The following is an 18,597-nucleotide window of genomic DNA, read 5'->3' as shown; positions in this document are numbered from 1 at the left end:
AATTTAAAAATTATGCTCAAACCTTGTAAAACTGAAAGGAAAAAGGGGAAATATTGATGAATAAAGTTCTCATAACAACATTGCTACTTGGCACTGGAATTATCGCTGCTGGTTGTGAAAAAACCTACAGCGTCGCTGAGTTTAAAAAAGATAAAAATTTACGCTTCGAGTGGGATGCTAGATGTGGATTTGCAGGAACTTCAAAAAATTGTGAAAACATGCGGTTAGCATTTTTAGAACTTGATAAGGAACGTCAAGCACAAGCAGCAGAAAGAGAGCGTCAAGCGGAAGAGAACAATCGCAAAAGAGATGAAGAAGATATGGCTAAAATGAGAGCCAGACTTAAAAAAATGGAAGCTGATACTAAAAAAATATTAGCTGAACAAGAAGCAAAAGAGCGTGCTGAGGAAGAACAAGAAGCAAGAGAACGTGCTAAAAGAGAAGCTAAGCGAAAACAAGATAATAATTAAATTATAAAAATAAGAAATAAAGAGCGGAGCATTTAAATGGCAGTAGAAAGCAATGGCATATTCACTAAAATAGACAATATGTTGATGGAACCCCTCACAGAGGCAACAGACAATACCTCTGCACATAGCTATTGCGCTTTAGCTGCTCAACTTAAAGAACCTCACAGACTGTACAATAGATTTATGGCAACATTATGTCACTGCCCTAGATTTATCATCACTGGTTATAAAAAACCGATAACCTAGCATAATTTAAAAATTGTGCTCAAACCTTGTAAAACTGAAAGGAAAAAGGGGAAATATTGATGAATAAAGTTCTCATAACAACATTGCTACTTAGCACTGGAATTATCGCTGCTGGCTGTGAAAAAACCTATAGCGTCGCAGAATTTAAAAAAAATCCAAAGTTGATGGAAGAATGGGGAGCAAAATGTGGATTCTCAGGGACTTCAAAAAATTGTGAAAACCTAAGATTAGCAGCTTTAGAACTTCAGAAAGAATATGAAGCAAAAGCTGAAGAGAGAATTAAAAGACATAACGAAAATATGCGCAAAGCGGCGGAAGAATTTAAAGCCGAAATGGAAGCTGACCTTCAAAAAAGAAGAGCCGAACGAGAAGCGAGAGAGCGAGCTGAACGAGAAGCAGAAGAGCGCGCTAAAAGAGAAGCGGAGCGGAAACAGGATAAATAATTGACAGCAGAATTAATCATATTTGCAAACATTAAATAAAATGGACGTGCAATGGCATTCGACAAAATAGCTTACTTTACCACAATAGAAGATTCATTAATCAAACCCATCATGCAAATCATGAATGAAACCATTAAAAACCTTTCATCGTCTTTAAATGGTCCGCTTAAACTATCTTGTACCATTTACATTATATTTATAGGGTACAATATCATCTCTGGGCGCTCTTCCATGCCACTGTGGGAATTTATAGTGACAACTTTCAAACTCGGCATCGTTGTTGCACTTGCCACAAACGCTGCTCTTTATAATGAGTGGGTCGGGGATTTATTTTTCAATAGCCTGCCGAATGCCATTGCACAGGCCACACAAGGGACAATACACTCAGATAAAAATGTATGGGATGATATGTTAAATCAAGCTGTTGCACATGTTTTTGATGAAGCAAAAAAAGCTTCATGGCTTGCACTGGGGGCGTATCTTGTTGCTTGGATTGTTGGTTTTGCCTGTTACGTGATTGCTGCTATTTTTTGCCTGATTGGTTTTTACGTCACAATGTTTGCTAAGCTGGGTTTGTTTCTTGTCCTATCAGTAGGACCACTCTTTATAAGCCTCTATATGTTTTCAGCAACAAGACGTTTTACAGAAGCATGGTTAGGGCAAGTTGCAAATTTCGTCATTTTGCAGGTATTAGTCGTGCTGCTTGGGAGTATGTATATCAAACTTGCACTGAAAATCTTTACAAAAGACATTGAAGATATGATGTTTGCCTATGGCTCATTCATGGTGGTTGGCATTGGGGGTGTTTTTCTTTTCTTCAATTTACCTAGCATGGCATCTGCTTTAGCCTCTGGGGGGGCATCCCTTACAGGCTCAGGAGGAGCTAAAACAATAACAGGTGGCGTTAAAAAATTAGCATCACTATTAGCAAAGGCTTAAGTTAAAATGCGGGAATTTAAAAAAATTGGGGTCATCTTACCTTTTCTCTTTCTCAGTGGCTGTATGTCTTCATCACACACGCTAAAATCACTTCCAAAGTGTGATGGGTATTCTAAACGTCCACTCAACCGATCCATGTGGAATTGGGAAGGGAAAAAACCAACACCCACCCCCATCATCATCAGTAACAATACCCCCTCACCCTTAAAAGAGGGCAAGCTGGAAATGCTTCTGGCACAAAAGTTAACCGATGAGGAAATGAGATCTTACAAAAATTGCGGGCAAAAAGCATGAAAGAAAAAGACGTAGAACAATACATCGCTGAAGCGCGCTCTTTTGATCAAGATCGCATGTTAGCAGCACGACGCACCACCCGCGCCTCCCTCACGATTGCCGCGATATCCGTTATCGTCGCGCTCATCTCCTCACTCGCGGTCATCACCCTCACACCGCTTAAAACCGTAGAGCCTTTTGTCATCCGTGTGGACAATTCAACCGGTATCACAGAAGTCGTGGAAGCCTTAAAAGAAGGACCCACCAATGTGGATGAAGCCATCACACGCTATTTTGCCGCAAAATACGTCCGCTCCCGTGAAGGCTTTGCCGTAGAAGAAGTACAACACAACTTCGAAACTGTCTCTCTCCTCTCTTCCCCTGAAGAGCAGGAAAGATTTGCCAGCTGGTACGGCGCAAAAAATCCACAAAGCCCCCAAATTCTCTATAAACACGCCACCGTTACAATAACGATAAAATCAATCTCCTTCATCAATCAAGATGTTGCTCAAGTGCGCTATTACAGAACAATCCGTGACAATGAAAACAACAAAGAATTCATTACTCATTGGGTTGCAACGCTCACCTTTGAATATATCAATGCCCCTATCTCTGTCCAAAACCGTTTGATAAATCCTCTTGGGTTTATTGTTAATGAATATAGAACTGATCCGGAAGTGGTCAACTGATCATGACAAAAAAAATTCTTTTTCTAATTCTAAGCCTTCTCGCCCTTTCTCCTACACCTTGGAGCAACGCCAGTGTTTTTCCCACCCGCGCGCCGAGCGACAGCCGTATTCGCTTTATCAATTATGATGCTTATAATGTCACAAAAATTATTGGCTCCATCCGCTCATCGGTCCAAATAGAATTTTCTGCCAATGAAGAAATCGCGCATGTTGCCATTGGCAACAGCGTTGCATGGGAAGTCGCCCCCGCTGGCAATATTCTGTTCCTCAAAGCACGCGAAGTCCAACCCATTACCAATCTCCAAGTCGTCACCACAAAACTTGATGGCTCAAAACGTTCCTATCAATTTGAACTGATCATCAAAGATGGAGAAATTTCCTCTGGACAAGAAACCTATTTCCTTGTGAAATTTCGCTACCCCCAAGAAGAAGCAGAACAAAGAAGACTCGCCGCCCTTCTGCGCCAAGAAAAAAAACAAGCCCAGCAGATTGACGGTGCCTTCAACGCTTATGAAACCTACGGACCACGCAATTGGGCTTACACCGCGCAAGGATCAAGCATCCTTGAACCCGCCACCGTTTATGACAATGGAAAAACCACAACATTTTCTTTTCCTGACAACCAAGAAATCCCTGCCATTTATATTGTAGGCAATGATGGAACAGAATCGCTCGTGCCCAAAACCACAAGAGGCAACATGGTTATTGTCCATGCCATTAGTGCCAGATTCACCCTAAGACAGGGAAAAAATGTCCTCTGCATCTTTAACGAAGCCTATCAACCAAAAGGCATCAATCCAGATACCGGAACCACCTCACCATCTGTTGAACGTAAAGTCGCATCAGATCTTTAAACATCTTTAAATTTTAAATAAAGCGGGAATTCAAAGGGGACCAACACATGAGTGATAAAACCACCATAGAAGATCGAGGATCAATAGGGGATAAACGCAACAATATCTCACAAAGCCTTGGCAAAAAAATAGTTGTTGCCATCGCCTGTATAGGAGTCTGCGCCTACGTGGTCTGGAACATTCTCTCATCTCCCACAGAACAAAAAGAAACCGCAAAAGCACATAAAAAACAAGCACAAAGCTTTCATAATTCCCTCGCGCCTTTAGAACTCGCCCCCGCTGATCCGCGCGCAAAAATGGCGCCCATAACCCTCCCCCCCCCACAACCACTCGCACCAGAACCCAAAAAAGATGATCCCTTACTTGATGCCGCAAGACGCGCCCCTGTTCTTGCTTTTGCCAAAGGCTCCAAATCTGAATTAAAAGACGTCGTCAACAGTGCTTTCAACCCCCTTGAGAAATTGAATGCCCTTGAAAATCTCACTCAGATGCAAAATTCTCCTGCCGCTCAAAACACACAAAATTTTGCAACCCTCCTAAAACCCACCACATCAGAAGAGACAAAAGCAAAACTCATCGGCAATAGAAACTTTATCATCGCCATGGGAACCTCTATCCCCTGTATCTTAGAAACCGCCTTAAACAGTGACCAACCAGGCTTTGCCAGCTGCATTATTAACCGCGATATCCTCTCTGACAATGGACGCGTTGTTTTGCTTGATAAAGGAACCCAAGTGGTTGGCGAATATCGCGGAGGCATCAAACAAGGGCAATCCCGTCTCTTCGTCCTCTGGACCAGAGCAAAAACCCCAAACGGGATCATCATCCCCCTTGCCTCACCCGCAACCGACAGTTTAGGGCGCGCCGGCTTTGATGGCAACATCAACACCCATTGGTGGGAACGCTTTGGCTCTTCCCTTTTACTCACCGTTATTGATAGCGCCACAACCACCCTCACCAACAGAATGCAAAAAAAATCCAATAAAGCAGGTGCAAACAACTCTGGAGGCGGTGGCTTTGAAGGCGCAAACAACATGGGAAAAGATGCAGCAAGTATCGCCCTTGAAAACCAAATCAACATCCCCCCTACCTTAGAAAAATTCCAAGGCGAACTGGTCAATATTTTCGTCGCAAGAGATCTCGACTTTTCATCTGTCTATAAACTAACGCTCACCCACAAAAGGAACAGCACTTACTCCCACTCAACCCCAGGCTATTCCTTTTTTCATTAGTCACGCTCACAATCAATAAAAATATATAAACCCCATAAAACACATAAAGTAATTAAAGTCACATCATGCCAACAGCAAAAAATGCAGAACGAGCCTCCATCGTTTTAACAAAATTAAAAATCTTAGATGACTTCCTCAATAATGAAAATTTATTTGAAATTGTCGTCAATCGCCCTGGTGAAGTGATTGTCGAAGGTCCAGGTGGTTGGCAAACCCACACGAGAGAAGAACTAACCTACAGCGAGCTAGAAGGCATTGCAAAAGTTGTTGCTGCCTACACAACACAAAAGATCAGTGTAGAAAACCCTGTTCTCTCCGCAACACTCCCCAATAATGAACGCATACAAATTGTCATGCCCCCCGCTGTTTCCCCCAATACCATCAGCATGACAATCCGTAAACCTTCATCACGCACTTTTTCCCTTGAAAGTTTACACGAAAACCAACTGTTTTCTGTGGCAAGAAACGTCAGTTTCACCCCCCTTGAACAAATGAAAAAGCGAGCAGGTGAACTTTCTGACATAGAACAAGAACTAATAGACCTCTTTATCGCCAAAGATTTTTGTAAGTTTTTAGAACGCGCCGTTATCACCCAACAAAATATTTTGATATCTGGCAAAACCGGCTCGGGAAAAACCACCCTCTCCAAAGCTTTAATTGCCAAAATCCCCGAATACGAACGCATTCTCACCATTGAAGACACACCAGAACTGGTTGTTCCCCATTCAAACAAAGTGCAACTTTTTTACTCAAAAGACAATCAAGGCTTAGCAAAAGCTGGCGCAAAAGAACTCCTTGAATCGGGCTTGCGCATGCGCCCCGACCGCATTCTCCTACAAGAGCTGCGTGATGGCACAGCCTTTTACTATATCCGCAATGTCAACTCTGGTCACCCAGGCTCCATCACCACAGTTCATGCCTCCACAGCCCTTTCCGCCTTTGAACAAATGACCCTTCTTGTCAAAGAAAGTGAGGGTGGCGGTAATTTAGCAAGAGAAGATATCCGCGGCTTATTAATTTCCATGATAGACGTCATCATCCAATGCAAACGCCTTGAAGGCAAATTTCGTGTCACAGAAATTTACTACGACCCCTTCAAGCGCCGTGATGCTTTTTAAAAAAACGCAAAGTCAAGTCAATAAACATGAAAAAAATGAAGCTGAAAAGCAACTAAACTATAGGAAAAAATATCTCTCACAACATTATATCTGCGCTCTAAATTTATCATCACTGGTTATAAAAACTGAGAGAAAGAAGGGGAAATATCAATGAACAAAGTCATTATCACCGCATTGCTACTTGGCACAGGACTCATCGCTGCTGGCTGTGAAAAGACCTATAGCGTCGCAGAATTTAAAAAAGATAAAAATTTACGCTTCGAGTGGGACGCTAAATGTGGATTTGCAGGAACTTCAAAAAATTGTGAAAACCTAAGATTAGCAGTAGCTGAACTTGATAAGGAATATCGAGCAAAAGCTGGAGAGAGACAGCGTAAAGCTGCAGAAGACTTGGATAAAAGTTTAAAGGAACTTAGGGATAAAGAACACGCTGAGCGAGTAAAAAGAAGAGCTGAATTTGAAGCAAAACAACGGGCTAAAGCTGAAAAAGAAGCAAAAGAGCGCGCGGCAGAACAACAACAGGACAATCACTAATCATGAATAAAGTTCTCATAATAACATTGCTACTTGGCACAGGACTCATCGCTGCTGGCTGTGAAAAAACCTATAGCGTCGCTGAATTTAAAAAAGATAAAAATTTACGCGATGAGTGGATATCTAAATGTATGTGGAAAAAACCTTCTGAAACAGAATCTCCTCAAAATTGTGAAAACTTAGGAAAAGCAATAGACGAACTTGGTAAAGAATCCTTTCAAAACTATCTAAATAAATATCGTAAAAATGACGATAAGAAAAAAACAGAAGAGCAATCTGAAAAGAAAGAAAACAGTAATTAAAGTACAAAAACTCGACTTCGCATGGAACGCGATCCCCATATGATACGAGGGGAAAAAAACAATGGCAGCGTATGATGTATTTACCACTATAGACAATATGTTGATGGAGCCTCCTACAGAGGTAACAGACAACACCCTCACATATCACTACCGCACTTTAGCTGCTCAAGCTAAACACTTACATGCATCCTATACTCCATTTACGGTAGCATTATGTCGCTGCCCTAGATTTATCATCACTGGTTATAAAAACCGATAACCGAGCATAATTTAAAAATTGTGCTCAAACCTTGTAAAACTGAAAGGAAAAAGGGGAAATATCAATGAACAAAGTCATTATCACCGCATTGCTACTTTGCACAGGACTCATCGCTGCTGGCTGTGAAAAAACCTATAGCGTTGCAGAATTTAAAAAAGATGAAAAATTACTCAAAGAATGGGCTGCGAAATGTGGATGGTCAGGAACTTCGCAAAATTGTGAAAACTTAAGGACAGCAGAAAACGAACTTCGTCAAGAACGTTTTGATGACTATCTAAAACAATTTCATAAAAATGACGATAAGAAAAAAGCGCAAGAACAATCTGAAAAGAAAGAGAACAGTAATTAAAGTACAAAAACTCGACTTCGCATGAAACGCGATCCCCATATGATACGAGGGGAAAAAAACAATGGCAGCGTATGATGTATTTACCACTATAGACAATATGTTGGTGGAGCCTCCCAGAGATAATGGATAAAACCATCACACATCTTTCGTCGGGGTTAAGTGCCCCGCTTAAAGCGTCTTGTACAATCTATATTATATTTATAGGGTACAATATCATCTATGGGCGCTCTTCCACGCCCTTATGGGAATTTATAGTGACAACTTTCAAATTCGGCATCATTGTTGTACGCACCAAAAATACCGCTGCTTATAAGAGATTGAGGTTCTTACGAATAAGCTCAGACAGTAATTCAGAAGTACCATAAAGTGCCTCAATTGATGCCTCTATCATTTCTTGTCGCGTGATACCCTTCCAGTTGATATGATAACCAGCCTCACGAGCAAGTTGACCAATAAATTCACGCTGAGTGCGTCCATTTCCCTCTCGAAAGGGATGCAACGCATTTATTTCACCCATGTAATATCCAGCTCTCTGGCTGAATTCATCCGCATCAAGACCACGCAGATATTGTTCTTTGGCAAGCTGCTGTGTAATCTTCGGCGTATAACTTTCAATCTGATGATGATAAGCAAATAAACAACCACCTTTGGTAATATCTATTGAACGGATCTCTCCCGCCCATTCATAGACGTCACCAAATAGCTTCTTGTGAATATCTTTCATATGATTGAGATCAAACTTACCACCCCTAGCAGCACGCATAAGCTCAAAAGACCTTACATAAGCGAAAGTGGATTCTACACGCTCCAGTACGGTTTTATCCTGAATTTCAAACCGGTTATACATCACACCAGTTTTAGGATCAGTATAAGGATCACCACTCCCCTTATACGTCTCCACGTTTTACCCGCTCCAACAAATCTTTGATAATATCACTTGTTTCAAGCTCTCCAATAATAACACGCTCCATTTGCTCAACGACTTTTGGATCTGGCTCTAACCCCTCTAAACGTTGGCTTACTAATGCATTTTCAGCAGCAAAGCGACGTTGTTTAATTTCCTCTTCACTCAACATATAAAATCCTCCTTTAGCTTATCTTCATTATGGCTCGAATAGACCGCAGACACAAGATTTTATTCCTTGCTTTTCCGTGTCACATTTTTTGATTTTATACGCTCTATCTCGCGTTATTTTGCTCTCCCCAATATCTCTGTTAAAAAATTTAACAGCCGTTTTAAACTCTTTTATGCAATCTTTATCATGAGACTGTTATTTAAAGAATTTCTTTTAATAAATCATAATTTGTTTGCAGTGCAAGCCAAGCACGTGCTGTGCTTACACCAGACATTTCAAGCCTAATAGCAAGATGAGCACTCATAGCGGCTTTTCCATTTAAAACTCTAGAAAGTGTTCCACAAGATACACCAAGCCACTCTGCTGCTTCATTAATCGATAAACCAAGTTCTTTGATCACATCTTCACGCAATAATTCACCAGGATATGAAGGATTCTTCATCATTGCTTAGATCTCCTTAGTGATACCACCATTGAGGCATCTACTACACCATTAAATATGCCATCAAAGCGAAATATCACACGTCAATTTTCATTGACAATCATTGACCCATAATCTTTGAGATCACCTTTTAGCAGATGGAATCAAAAGGATGCATAACTTTAAATCTTTTGGCGATACATCTCTTCAAGAGCCCCTAAAATAGCTTCAGTTTTTGAGCATAATAAGAAAAAATTTCATTATCTTTACTCCACTCGTTATTTGAAAAGCATAAAATCATAATTAGGTGGTGCTAAACGCAATAGGAGCGTATCATACCCCCAATTGACAGCTAAACCTAGAAATATAAAAACTATATAACCAATGACCATTGCTGTTTGGTGTTCATAGGGAGCCGCACCCGCCACATATCCAGTAAAAAAAATGAATAACACTAATAAACTCCCCCCTACTATAAACTCTGTCAAAATAATAACCGGTTTACGAATAAATAAAAGGAAAAGAAAAAGAAAAAAAAGGCATATTTTCAATATGGTAGATAAGGTTTTACGAACGATAGAAAACACTCTAAGAATTTTAGAAACTGAATTTTTCTCTTTTTTATTTAGTTGGTTAGTAGATAGAGTATCTATTAGCCCCTCCCATATTTTTACTTTGACCTCCACCCCTCACCTCAAAGGACGGGGATTCCACCCAGCGCCGATCTGTGAACAGTTAGGTTCTTTCAGCGGGGACCTACTGCTGACCACTCATGCGGTTCGCTTCATAGACTCTATGGGCAAGCCTTGCCCTAAATAATAAAAGACAGTCAGTTTTTGAAAAGCAGAGAAAGATTGTTTCGTATCCGCTCACGACTTAAATATTTATATAACAAAATACCTATTTATTTTCAAATACATAGAGCATAAAATACCTTATAATTTTTATTTGTTTTTTTAACTTATATGCCCCAATAAGCTCTCCTTCTTATCATGATTTCGGAGCCGCGTGAGAAGGACAAAGCAAGCCTCTATGGTTATAGGTCAAGGACGCCGTTAGGCGCCCCAAAGGGGTTTCCTTGACCTTAAGAACAAAGGCTTATTTTGTCCTCTCATTAAACGCGGATCTGATTTCATGATTTTGGTGAGCGTACACAAGAGTTTGAGAGGTGGTAGCCTCTCATTAAAAAACAAAGTTTATAAGTAAAAAAACTATTTTTCTTGCCAATTTTCTGAAATAATTTATCAATTTAGAAATGTTTTGATCGTCTACGCAACGATCAATCAGGGAATGAAAGACCCAAAACTTGAGACATGTATTTATCCCGCTTTGCGGATATCCCAGAGTTCCGGGAGCTTTTGTTATGTCCAGGTGCTTTTCAGCACTAAAAGCAAAAGGCTGATTAGAACTCAGTACTTTACTACTCCCGGAATACTAATGCGAGGGCGCTCGCAACCGAGGGGAGCTTTAAAGTGCAAACCAAAAATCAACATTTTAATGACGTTTCTGTAGGCAAAAAAATTCGCTTCAAAAGCTTATAAGTAAAAAACTATTTTTCTTGCTAATCTTCCAAGATTATCTTATCAATAAGAGTTATTGGTTATCTACGCAATAATCACTAAGGGATAGTGAACCCTAAGTTTTCAAAAAATTAACTCACTATGTGAGTGTTCCCGGATTCCGGGAGATTTTGTTATGTCCAAGTGCAATAGAACTAAAAGCAAAATGCTGATGAAAACTCAGTACTTCACTACTCCCGGAATACCAATGCGAGGGCGCTCGCAACCGGAGGGGGCTTGAAGTGCAAACAAAAAATCAACATTTTAATGACGTTTCTGTAGGCGAAAAAATTCGCTCCAAAAGAAAATTCATGGGAATTTCTCAAAACGAATTAGGAAGACAATTAGGCGTAAGCTTCCAGCAAATTCAAAAATATGAAAAAGGATTCAATCGTGTAGGAGCCGGACGTTTGCAGGAAATCGCCGACATACTCGATGTTGATATCTCCTTTTTTTATGCCGATATTTCCAAAAAAAGAAATGTTTCATACCCTTGTGATGCAGAAATTTCCAGTAAAGAAGAATACTTCCTTGTAAAAAGTTTTAGACAACTCAAACCTAAAAAACAGAAAGCAATTTTGTCCTTAATTGCCGAATAGAAAACAGCTTTGAAAAATAACATAATCCACGTTACAGATGACGATCAACGTGCCATAGCTCACATTAATTGTCTTACACTCAAGGGTAATTTATTTTTATATTACTTTTATATATATCCACTAGCTACATTGATAGTAAGAGCATTTTTCTATACCTGCATTAACTGTCACAGCGAAAGGATAAATTACGCTGAAGCCGTATTTACTACAGCACAATTTACCAAAGCACCTTGATGTTAAACTAGGTGAGAAAATTGTCTTCACTACATTACGAGGTGGTAACTTCTTATCACAACATCACCAAAAATCACCCGCTTCTCTGACTCTGACATGACGCATTCCTCCAGTAAATCATTTCCTATCTTCCTTTTGTTTTTTTTCAAAAGATGAGCTGATCACTCACCTTTAAAAAACTCAAGATGCCTTAAAGCTCAAGCTTCCATAAGCACATCACCCCATAAGCGCATCATGCTGAGTAATCACATCCATCAACTCTGTCACGACCGTATCCAGCACATCTCGTGCATCCCCTTCCGCCATAAGGCGAATAACCGGCTCGGTTCCAGAAGCACGAATAACCAATCGCGCCTCTTTTCCCAACCGCTTTTCTGCTTGATTAATGGCCGTTTTGACGGGATTTTTTTTCAAGACATTTTTATCTTTAATCGTTACATTTTTTAAAATTTGTGGAACAGGTTCAAAGCGTTTACACAATTGGCTCATAGGGCTTTGATTTTCCTTCATACAAGCTAAAATCTGCAAGGCTGCCACCAACCCATCGCCCGTTGTCCCAAAGTCACTGAGCACAATATGCCCTGACGCTTCTCCTCCAACATTATATCCCTTTTGGCGCATGGCATCGACAACATAACGATCTCCAACTTTTGTTCTAATAAGATCCAATCCTTTGCTGTTCAAAAACCGCTCCAGTCCCAGATTAGACATAATTGTTGTAACAACCCCATTGCACCGTAACCGTCCCATTTTATACCAATTTTCAGCAATCACAGCAATCAACTGATCCCCATCAACTGTTTGTGCTTTTTCATCAACAATGAGCACACGATCGCCATCTCCATCAAGAGCAATCCCCACATCAGCACGCACTTCATGCACTTTTCGTTTTAAAGAGCTTAAATCAGTTGAGCCACATTTTTGATTAATATTGGTGCCATTAGGTTCATTATGAATAGCAAAAACCTCAGCCCCCAACTCCCATAAAGCTCGGGGGGCGGCTTTATAAGCAGCGCCATTGGCACAATCCACCACAATACGCACAGCATCTAAGCGAACATCACGAGGCAAAGTTCGTTTGGCATATTCAATATACCGATAAATATCCCCCTCGACCCGTTTTACGTAACCAATTTCAGCAGAACTTGCTAAAGATTTTGACAGATCTGTATCGATCAATTGTTCAATTTTTGCTTCCATATCATCTGAAAGTTTAAAACCATCAGGACCAAAAAGTTTAATGCCATTATCATAGAAAGGATTATGAGAAGCCGAAATCATCACGCCAAGATCCGCGCGCAACGAACGGCAAAGCATGGCAACAGCAGGTGTCGGAACAGGCCCCAATAAAAAAACTTCCATCCCTGCAGCAGTCAATCCTGAAACCAAAGCATTTTCCAACATATAGCCAGATAATCGTGTATCCTTACCAATCACCACACGACGCGATTGATGGTGTGAACGGAATAAAACCCCTACAGCCATCCCTACCTTCATGGCAAAATCAGGTGTCATAGGAAATGAATTGGCTTTCCCCCGAATCCCATCTGTCCCAAAATATTTTTGCACCATGCCTCTTTCCTTTATCCTTCTTCCCTTGGCTTTTCTTGAACACCCTAACAGCCCCCTTGGTATAATAGTCCTTTACTCTATACCCGTTACCCTCTCAACGAGACCATAGGGCTTGCCCCTCATCTTTTTAGAGCATCAAAACCCCTCTTCACCATTGACGCATCTAAACCATGCTCAACCAATAATGTGTCTCCTCTGCACACATCAAGCAATATTATTTTCTAAACAGGCTTCACACATCCTTAAAAACACGCAAAGGATAGTCTCACATTCTGCCAAAATCGCAAACCAATCCATCGCCTCATCTCGCTACCCTTGAGAAAACCCACAAGCCAATTCATCATCAAACCTCACAACCCTCGGACCAAAACCGCAAAGCACCCCTATCGCCTCACCTCGCACTCTTGAACAAACCTGCAAACCAATTCATCATCAAGCCTCATAACCCTCGGACCAAAACCGCAAAGCACCCCTATCGCCTCACCTCGCACTCTTGAGCAAACCTGCAAACCAATTCATTCTCAAACCTCACAACCCTCGGACCAAAACCGCAAAGCACCCGTCTCACCTCACCTCGCGCTCTTGAGAAAACCTGCGAGCCAATTCATCGTCAAACCTCACAACCCTCGGACCAAAACCGCAAGACATTCCCCCTCGCACCCCCTACCAATGCTGCAAGAGAACAGACCACTTTATCCCCTTGCTAAAGCTGTCATAATAAACGGATTTGCTTAATTTTTTGCTTCCATATTTTAATATTACATTAAAGGCGCAAAGCTTTGCTTGCGCCTTTTTCAAAGAATTTAGAAATTTTTCCAAAACATAGCCACTTAAGCGTTATTAAAAGGCTCTTATTTTTCTTTATCAGCTCCCATAGTATTAGGCTTTTTGTCAGCACTATTTTTACTTTGAGAGTGATTGAGTGTTTTTGTGGAACCTTTTGCGTTTTGTGCTTTTTTCTCAGCTTCACCCGATTGCACTTTTTTAGACTCAGTATCCTTGGACTTAGTATCATTGGATTTTGCTGTTTTTTTCCCAACAACGCCCTCTACTTTGCCTGCCTCACCTTTAACGGTTTCTGCTTTATGGGTCACTGTTTTAGGCGCTGTTTTAGCATCTTTTTCATCGTCCACAGAGGTCTCTACCTTTACTGTTCCAGTTTTTGGAACAGAGGAAGTCCGCGGCGCAGCATTTTCATCTTTCTGTGTGCGTGAAGGAGGCTTACCTGCAATGACTTCGTTAATTTCAGCACCCGTTAAAGTTTCATATTCCAACAAGCCTTGAGCGAGAGCAAACCATTCTTTTCTTTTTGTTTTTAAAATATTGGTGGCATTTTTATAGGCATCATCAATAAGCTTACGCACTTCCATATCAATCATGCGCGCTGTTTCTTCAGAAACATTTTGTGTTCGCGCCACAGAATGACCTAAAAAGACTTCATCTTGGTTATCGCCATAAGCGACATTTCCAAGCAGATCAGAAAATCCCCACCGTGTGATCATGGCACGTGCTAATTTCGTTGCTTGCTCAATATCAGAAGAAGCCCCTGATGTGATATTTTCCTTTCCAAATTTCAACTCTTCAGCCACACGTCCTCCCATCATGATAGCCAAACGAGAAATCATCCAGCGATAACTCATGGAATAGCGATCACCTTCTGGCAACTGCATCACCATTCCCAATGCCCTTCCCCTTGGAACGATTGTTGCTTTGTGGACAGGATCAGCAACCGGTACATTGAGAGCCACAATAGCATGCCCTGCTTCGTGATAAGCCGTGAGTTCTTTTTCCTCTTGCGTCATAGCGGTTGAACGACGTTCAGCCCCCATCATCACCTTATCTTTTGCATCTTCGAATTCTTGCATGGTCACCACTCTTTTATTACGGCTTGCAGCCATAAGAGCAGCTTCATTGACAAGATTCATCAAGTCTGCACCGGAAAATCCTGGTGTTCCCCTTGCCAAAACTTTCAAATCAACATTCGGAGCTAAAGGGACATTGCGCACATGCACTTTCAAGATTTGTTCCCGTCCAGAAACATCTGGGTTTGGCACCACAACTTGTCGGTCAAAACGTCCTGGTCTCAATAAAGCAGGATCCAGCACATCAGGGCGGTTTGTTGCAGCAATCAGAATAATACTCTCATTGGGCTCAAACCCATCCATTTCGACAAGCAACTGATTCAAGGTTTGCTCGCGTTCATCGTTTCCGCCACCCAGTCCAGCACCCCGATGGCGTCCAACAGCATCAATTTCATCAATAAAGATAATACAAGGTGCATTTTTTTTAGCCTGTTCGAACATATCACGCACACGGCTGGCCCCAACACCGACAAACATTTCAACAAAATCAGACCCTGAAATGGTGAAGAATGGCACATTGGCTTCACCCGCGACAGAGCGCGCTAACAGCGTTTTACCGGTTCCTGGAGGACCAACAAGCAAAACACCACGAGGAATACGCCCTCCTAAGCGTTGAAATTTTTGTGGTTCACGTAAAAATTCAACAATTTCTTGCAGATCTTGTTTTGCTTCTTCAACGCCAGCAACATCCTTAAAGGTAACACGTCCTTGCGCTTCATTAAGCAATCTTGCTTTTGATTTCCCAAATCCCATTGCCCCGCGTGATCCATTTTGCATTTGTCGCATAAAAAAGACCCACGCCCCAACGATAATAATAACAGGCAACAAAGAAAACAGGAGATTAAGGAAGATACTATTTCCAGAACTTTCAGGAATAGCTTTAACATTGACGTTTTTGCTTTCCAATTTTTGTATCAAACCAGGATCGCGTGGTGCAAAAGTTGAAACAGTTCTCTGTTCGATGGTTTTTCCTGTTAATTTTTGACCTTGAATGGTCACCGATTTTAGCTCATTATTCTCAACTTTTTGCAAAAATTCAGAATAGGAGACTTCTCCACCACCAGAACGTTGACTATCTCCATTAAAAATAGAAAACGATATAATCAAAATCAAGGCAATAACTCCCCAAATGAGGAGAGAGCGGTAATTGGAATTCATATTCAGCCCACTTAATCAAATATAGATTTCAAACAGTTCCCCTTAACATATAACCTTGTCAGCCCCTTGCCAAGGGATGAGAGACGGTTTATTCTCTTTTAGCGTTATTTTTCTTTATCTTTTCACCTCAAGATTAAAAAAAGGTTCCAAAACATTCACCAGCGCAGCATCTTCACGTGAGGAAAGCCAATCGAAAGGCGCCATAATCCGCTTGATGATAACATTTTTATGAATAATCGCTTGAGAAATCAACTCAGGAATATCACACCCTTTATCATTGGAAATCATCAGCAGCGATTGTAAAGAGGGAAAATGAGGTTTTTCAAGATTAAAATTGCTGTTTTGCAATAAAGATTTCAGCTGTTCTAAATTGGCTGCTCCAACCTTTATAGCCTCAGATCCATGATTGGTAATCTGATAGCGCCCATCCCATATGAGCGTTTCCTCTGTCCCTACCAGAGTCTCTTTCATATTGCGCCCTTCACGCCATAAAGCAATGCCATCTCTGTTATATTCAATCACACAGCCTGCATATGTAAAACGCTGCTTTTCGGGAGAATGGAGACAGAGCTTTTGAACAAGCGTGCTTAATTTTTTTGGGGGGAGCAAATAAAATCCCCCACCCATCAACACGGCAAAAAGCCCAACAACAAAAGGGAAACAAGCATGTTTTTGTAAAAATGGCGCAGGCTTTTTGATGAAACAACACCCATGTTGAACCGTAATATTCAGCGCTACAATTAAATCGGCAATATTTTGCGCTTGTTGACGACGCTGCAAGGCGGCTTGATTTATTTTTTGAGCAATATCAGTAAGCTTTTGCGAAGAAAGAGATTGGCGCACCCGCACACGTTCAAAATTGCGATCTTCGTTTGTGGGATCATCAATCCACATTTTTCCTTGTGAACGTAAATAATTACGCAATGTTTGGCGCCTTACGCCAAGAAGCGGCCGAATCAAACGGACTTTTCTCTGCAATAATGCTTCACGTGGAATACAAGATAAACCACGCTCATAGAGAACTCCATCGTTTTTTTCGGCAATATTTTTTCTCGTTTTTCCGGCATGATCTTCATCACGCATCGCACCAGCTTCACCGCATAATGCACCGGCAAAACTGCCTGCAGAAACACCATTATGCATAGCACCAGCTTCACCGCATAAAGCCCCCCTACTCTTTTGAAGACGCTGCGACCGCATTTGATAGGTTTCAACCTGATCATTGAGTGTATGGCCCGTCATAATAAGGGAAGCGCCTTGTCTTTGCGCTTCCTGAAATAAGAGATTATAGCGTGCAATACGAGCGCTAGAAGCAATATGTGTCTTTGGTTTTGTGCCTTCCCACCGCACAGTGATATGTTTAGTGTGATGGGCACGACAAATTTCCGCAACAGTTTCTGCTTCACACGCTGATTCTTTACGCAATTGGTGGTCAACCGTCACAGCAATGATTTCTGGGGGCATTGAGAGCGTTTCCAAATACTCTTTGACCAAAAACATTAACGCTAAAGAATCACTTCCCCCTGAGACGGCAAGAATCACGCGTCGACACTGAATAAAGTCCGATGTTTTAAAGAGATTTCTTGCCAGTCTAACGCACACTCAAAAAAACCTCGCTGCTTATTTTAGAGACTTACAAAACACAGACTCTAACATTTGATGATGTTTTGATTTCTTTGCGAAAAAAGCACAATCCTTTTCATTTTTCTCAAGAGCAACCATACTTCTTGCTAATTTCAGCAAAATCTCAGAGGTATAGAGCTTCTTTTTATCGGCATACCATGCGGACAGATAAACTTGTGCTGCTTCATAATAGCGTTTTTGTCCCAACAAAGATTCAGCCAACCAAAATAAAGCATCATCACTCAAAGGATCTTTTTTGTAACGATTTTGAAAAGCACAAAAGCTCCTTTCAGCCTCAACATAGTTGGCAGAACGGATAAAGTCATATCCTTCCTTATACAAAGCTTTGGAAGAAGAAAGCGTGTCACTTTGATCTGCTTTAATATGAGCCGTTACATCATGCGCTTTTTGTAAATGATCACCTGTTTCCTTCGTTGTATGGTCTTTCACATCTGCAACCTTTTTCTGATCACTCGTGCCATGCTCCTGCACCGTCTCTTTTTTTACAGTCTGAGATTTTGCATCCAAAGCAGCATTTTCAATAGAACAAGAATAAACAGAAGAGTCTTTTTTATCAAAAAGCCGGTGGAACTGATTGTTAACAGTCTTCAAATTGTTATGCTCAAGCACCATCCGTATCTTATGTAAAAGCTTATCTAAATCATAATCTTTAAATAAAGCCTGCTGATTCTCTAAAATAATCCCTTGGTGCACCGAAACACCCGCAGCTTTATCAGCAGCGTCAGAAGCTTTTTTCACTACATCGGAGGCAGCTTTATTAGCAG

The 18,597-nt window shown here is 41.1% G+C and carries 20 protein-coding genes and 1 pseudogene; 13 read left to right on the top strand and 8 right to left on the bottom strand.

All coding sequences use genetic code 11. From position 1 onward, the window contains the following. Positions 1-56: 56 nt before the first annotated feature. From T429_RS0109450 to T429_RS10515, 12 genes are all read left to right on the top strand, one after another. Positions 57-470, top strand: a complete 414-nt coding sequence (locus T429_RS0109450) for an EexN family lipoprotein (RefSeq protein ID WP_026501014.1) — start codon at positions 57-59, stop codon at positions 468-470. A 305-nt stretch (positions 471-775) separates the two neighbouring features. Next, a complete protein-coding gene (locus T429_RS0109440; protein WP_005775238.1) occupies positions 776-1,159 on the top strand; it encodes an EexN family lipoprotein in 384 nt (127 codons plus the stop codon). 51 nt (positions 1,160-1,210) lie between these two features. Continuing rightward, positions 1,211-2,098, top strand: coding sequence for a TrbL/VirB6 family protein (locus tag T429_RS0109435; protein ID WP_005775237.1), 888 nt, complete (start codon positions 1,211-1,213; stop codon positions 2,096-2,098). A gap of 6 nt (positions 2,099-2,104) precedes the next feature. After that, positions 2,105-2,392, top strand: coding sequence for a hypothetical protein (locus tag T429_RS11135; protein ID WP_005774630.1), 288 nt, complete (start codon positions 2,105-2,107; stop codon positions 2,390-2,392). Next, on the top strand, positions 2,389-3,060 hold the full coding sequence (locus tag T429_RS0109425) for a VirB8 family type IV secretion system protein (protein ID WP_005775236.1): 672 nt from the start codon (positions 2,389-2,391) through the stop codon (positions 3,058-3,060). Before T429_RS11135 ends, T429_RS0109425 begins: the two co-directional genes overlap by 4 nt. 2 nt (positions 3,061-3,062) lie before the next feature. Further along, entirely contained in the window at positions 3,063-3,914 is an 852-nt protein-coding gene (gene virB9, locus T429_RS0109420; protein ID WP_005775234.1) for a P-type conjugative transfer protein VirB9, read from the top strand. 47 nt (positions 3,915-3,961) lie between these two features. After that, entirely contained in the window at positions 3,962-5,146 is a 1,185-nt protein-coding gene (gene virB10 / locus T429_RS0109415) for a type IV secretion system protein VirB10 (protein ID WP_005775233.1), read from the top strand. Positions 5,147-5,211: 65 nt separating this feature from the next. Then, the gene (gene virB11 / locus T429_RS0109410) at positions 5,212-6,264 is read left to right on the top strand and encodes a P-type DNA transfer ATPase VirB11 (protein WP_005774626.1); all 1,053 of its coding nucleotides are present in this window, start codon (positions 5,212-5,214) and stop codon (positions 6,262-6,264) included. 150 nt (positions 6,265-6,414) lie between these two features. Further along, positions 6,415-6,798, top strand: a complete 384-nt coding sequence (locus tag T429_RS0109400) for an EexN family lipoprotein (protein ID WP_005775232.1) — start codon at positions 6,415-6,417, stop codon at positions 6,796-6,798. 2 nt (positions 6,799-6,800) lie between these two features. Next, positions 6,801-7,100 carry an EexN family lipoprotein gene (locus tag T429_RS0109395; RefSeq protein ID WP_026501012.1) on the top strand — a complete coding sequence of 100 codons (300 nt, stop codon included), beginning with the start codon at positions 6,801-6,803 and terminating at the stop codon, positions 7,098-7,100. A 323-nt stretch (positions 7,101-7,423) separates the two neighbouring features. Next, the gene (locus tag T429_RS0109390; protein WP_005774622.1) at positions 7,424-7,708 is read left to right on the top strand and encodes an EexN family lipoprotein; all 285 of its coding nucleotides are present in this window, start codon (positions 7,424-7,426) and stop codon (positions 7,706-7,708) included. 122 nt (positions 7,709-7,830) lie between these two features. Continuing rightward, on the top strand, positions 7,831-8,073 hold the full coding sequence (locus T429_RS10515; RefSeq protein ID WP_078674251.1) for a type IV secretion system protein: 243 nt from the start codon (positions 7,831-7,833) through the stop codon (positions 8,071-8,073). On the opposite strand, the gene T429_RS0109385 is transcribed toward T429_RS10515, so the two are convergent. The 4 genes from T429_RS0109385 to T429_RS0109370 all read right to left on the bottom strand — a co-directional run bounded on the left by T429_RS0109385 (position 8,016) and on the right by T429_RS0109370 (position 9,858). Next, a complete protein-coding gene (locus T429_RS0109385; RefSeq protein ID WP_005774621.1) occupies positions 8,016-8,609 on the bottom strand; it encodes a Fic/DOC family protein in 594 nt (197 codons plus the stop codon). The genes T429_RS10515 and T429_RS0109385 overlap by 58 nt on opposite strands. After that, entirely contained in the window at positions 8,596-8,784 is a 189-nt protein-coding gene (locus T429_RS0109380; protein WP_005775231.1) for an antitoxin VbhA family protein, read from the bottom strand. Before T429_RS0109380 ends, T429_RS0109385 begins: the two co-directional genes overlap by 14 nt. A 199-nt stretch (positions 8,785-8,983) precedes the next feature. Beyond that, on the bottom strand, positions 8,984-9,229 hold the full coding sequence (locus tag T429_RS0109375) for a HigA family addiction module antitoxin (protein ID WP_005775230.1): 246 nt from the start codon (positions 9,227-9,229) through the stop codon (positions 8,984-8,986). 254 nt (positions 9,230-9,483) lie between these two features. Then, positions 9,484-9,858 (bottom strand): hypothetical protein, encoded by a 375-nt coding sequence (locus T429_RS0109370; RefSeq protein ID WP_026501011.1) that lies wholly within the window; start codon positions 9,856-9,858, stop codon positions 9,484-9,486. A 1,148-nt stretch (positions 9,859-11,006) separates the two neighbouring features. Between T429_RS0109370 and T429_RS0109365 the strand changes: the two genes are divergently transcribed. Further along, a complete protein-coding gene (locus tag T429_RS0109365) occupies positions 11,007-11,363 on the top strand; it encodes a helix-turn-helix domain-containing protein (protein ID WP_005775227.1) in 357 nt (118 codons plus the stop codon). Between the two features lie 450 nt (positions 11,364-11,813). On the opposite strand, the gene glmM is transcribed toward T429_RS0109365, so the two are convergent. The 4 genes and pseudogenes from glmM to T429_RS10120 all read right to left on the bottom strand — a co-directional run. Further along, entirely contained in the window at positions 11,814-13,169 is a 1,356-nt protein-coding gene (gene glmM, locus T429_RS0109360; RefSeq protein ID WP_005774616.1) for a phosphoglucosamine mutase, read from the bottom strand. Positions 13,170-14,020: 851 nt separating this feature from the next. Further along, positions 14,021-16,189 (bottom strand): ATP-dependent zinc metalloprotease FtsH, encoded by a 2,169-nt coding sequence (gene ftsH / locus T429_RS0109355; RefSeq protein ID WP_005774614.1) that lies wholly within the window; start codon positions 16,187-16,189, stop codon positions 14,021-14,023. 114 nt (positions 16,190-16,303) lie between these two features. Then, complete coding sequence (gene tilS, locus T429_RS0109350; protein ID WP_005774613.1) at positions 16,304-17,791, bottom strand: tRNA lysidine(34) synthetase TilS; 1,488 nt, start codon at positions 17,789-17,791, stop codon at positions 16,304-16,306. Positions 17,792-17,809: 18 nt separating this feature from the next. Continuing rightward, positions 17,810-18,597 (bottom strand): annotated as a pseudogene (locus T429_RS10120) (tol-pal system protein); the annotation flags it as partial.

Origin of the sequence: Bartonella elizabethae F9251 = ATCC 49927 (assembly GCF_000518165.1) — a bacterium.
Lineage (GTDB): Bacteria > Pseudomonadota > Alphaproteobacteria > Rhizobiales > Rhizobiaceae > Bartonella > Bartonella elizabethae.
This window is presented reverse-complemented; position numbering and strand designations above follow the sequence as displayed.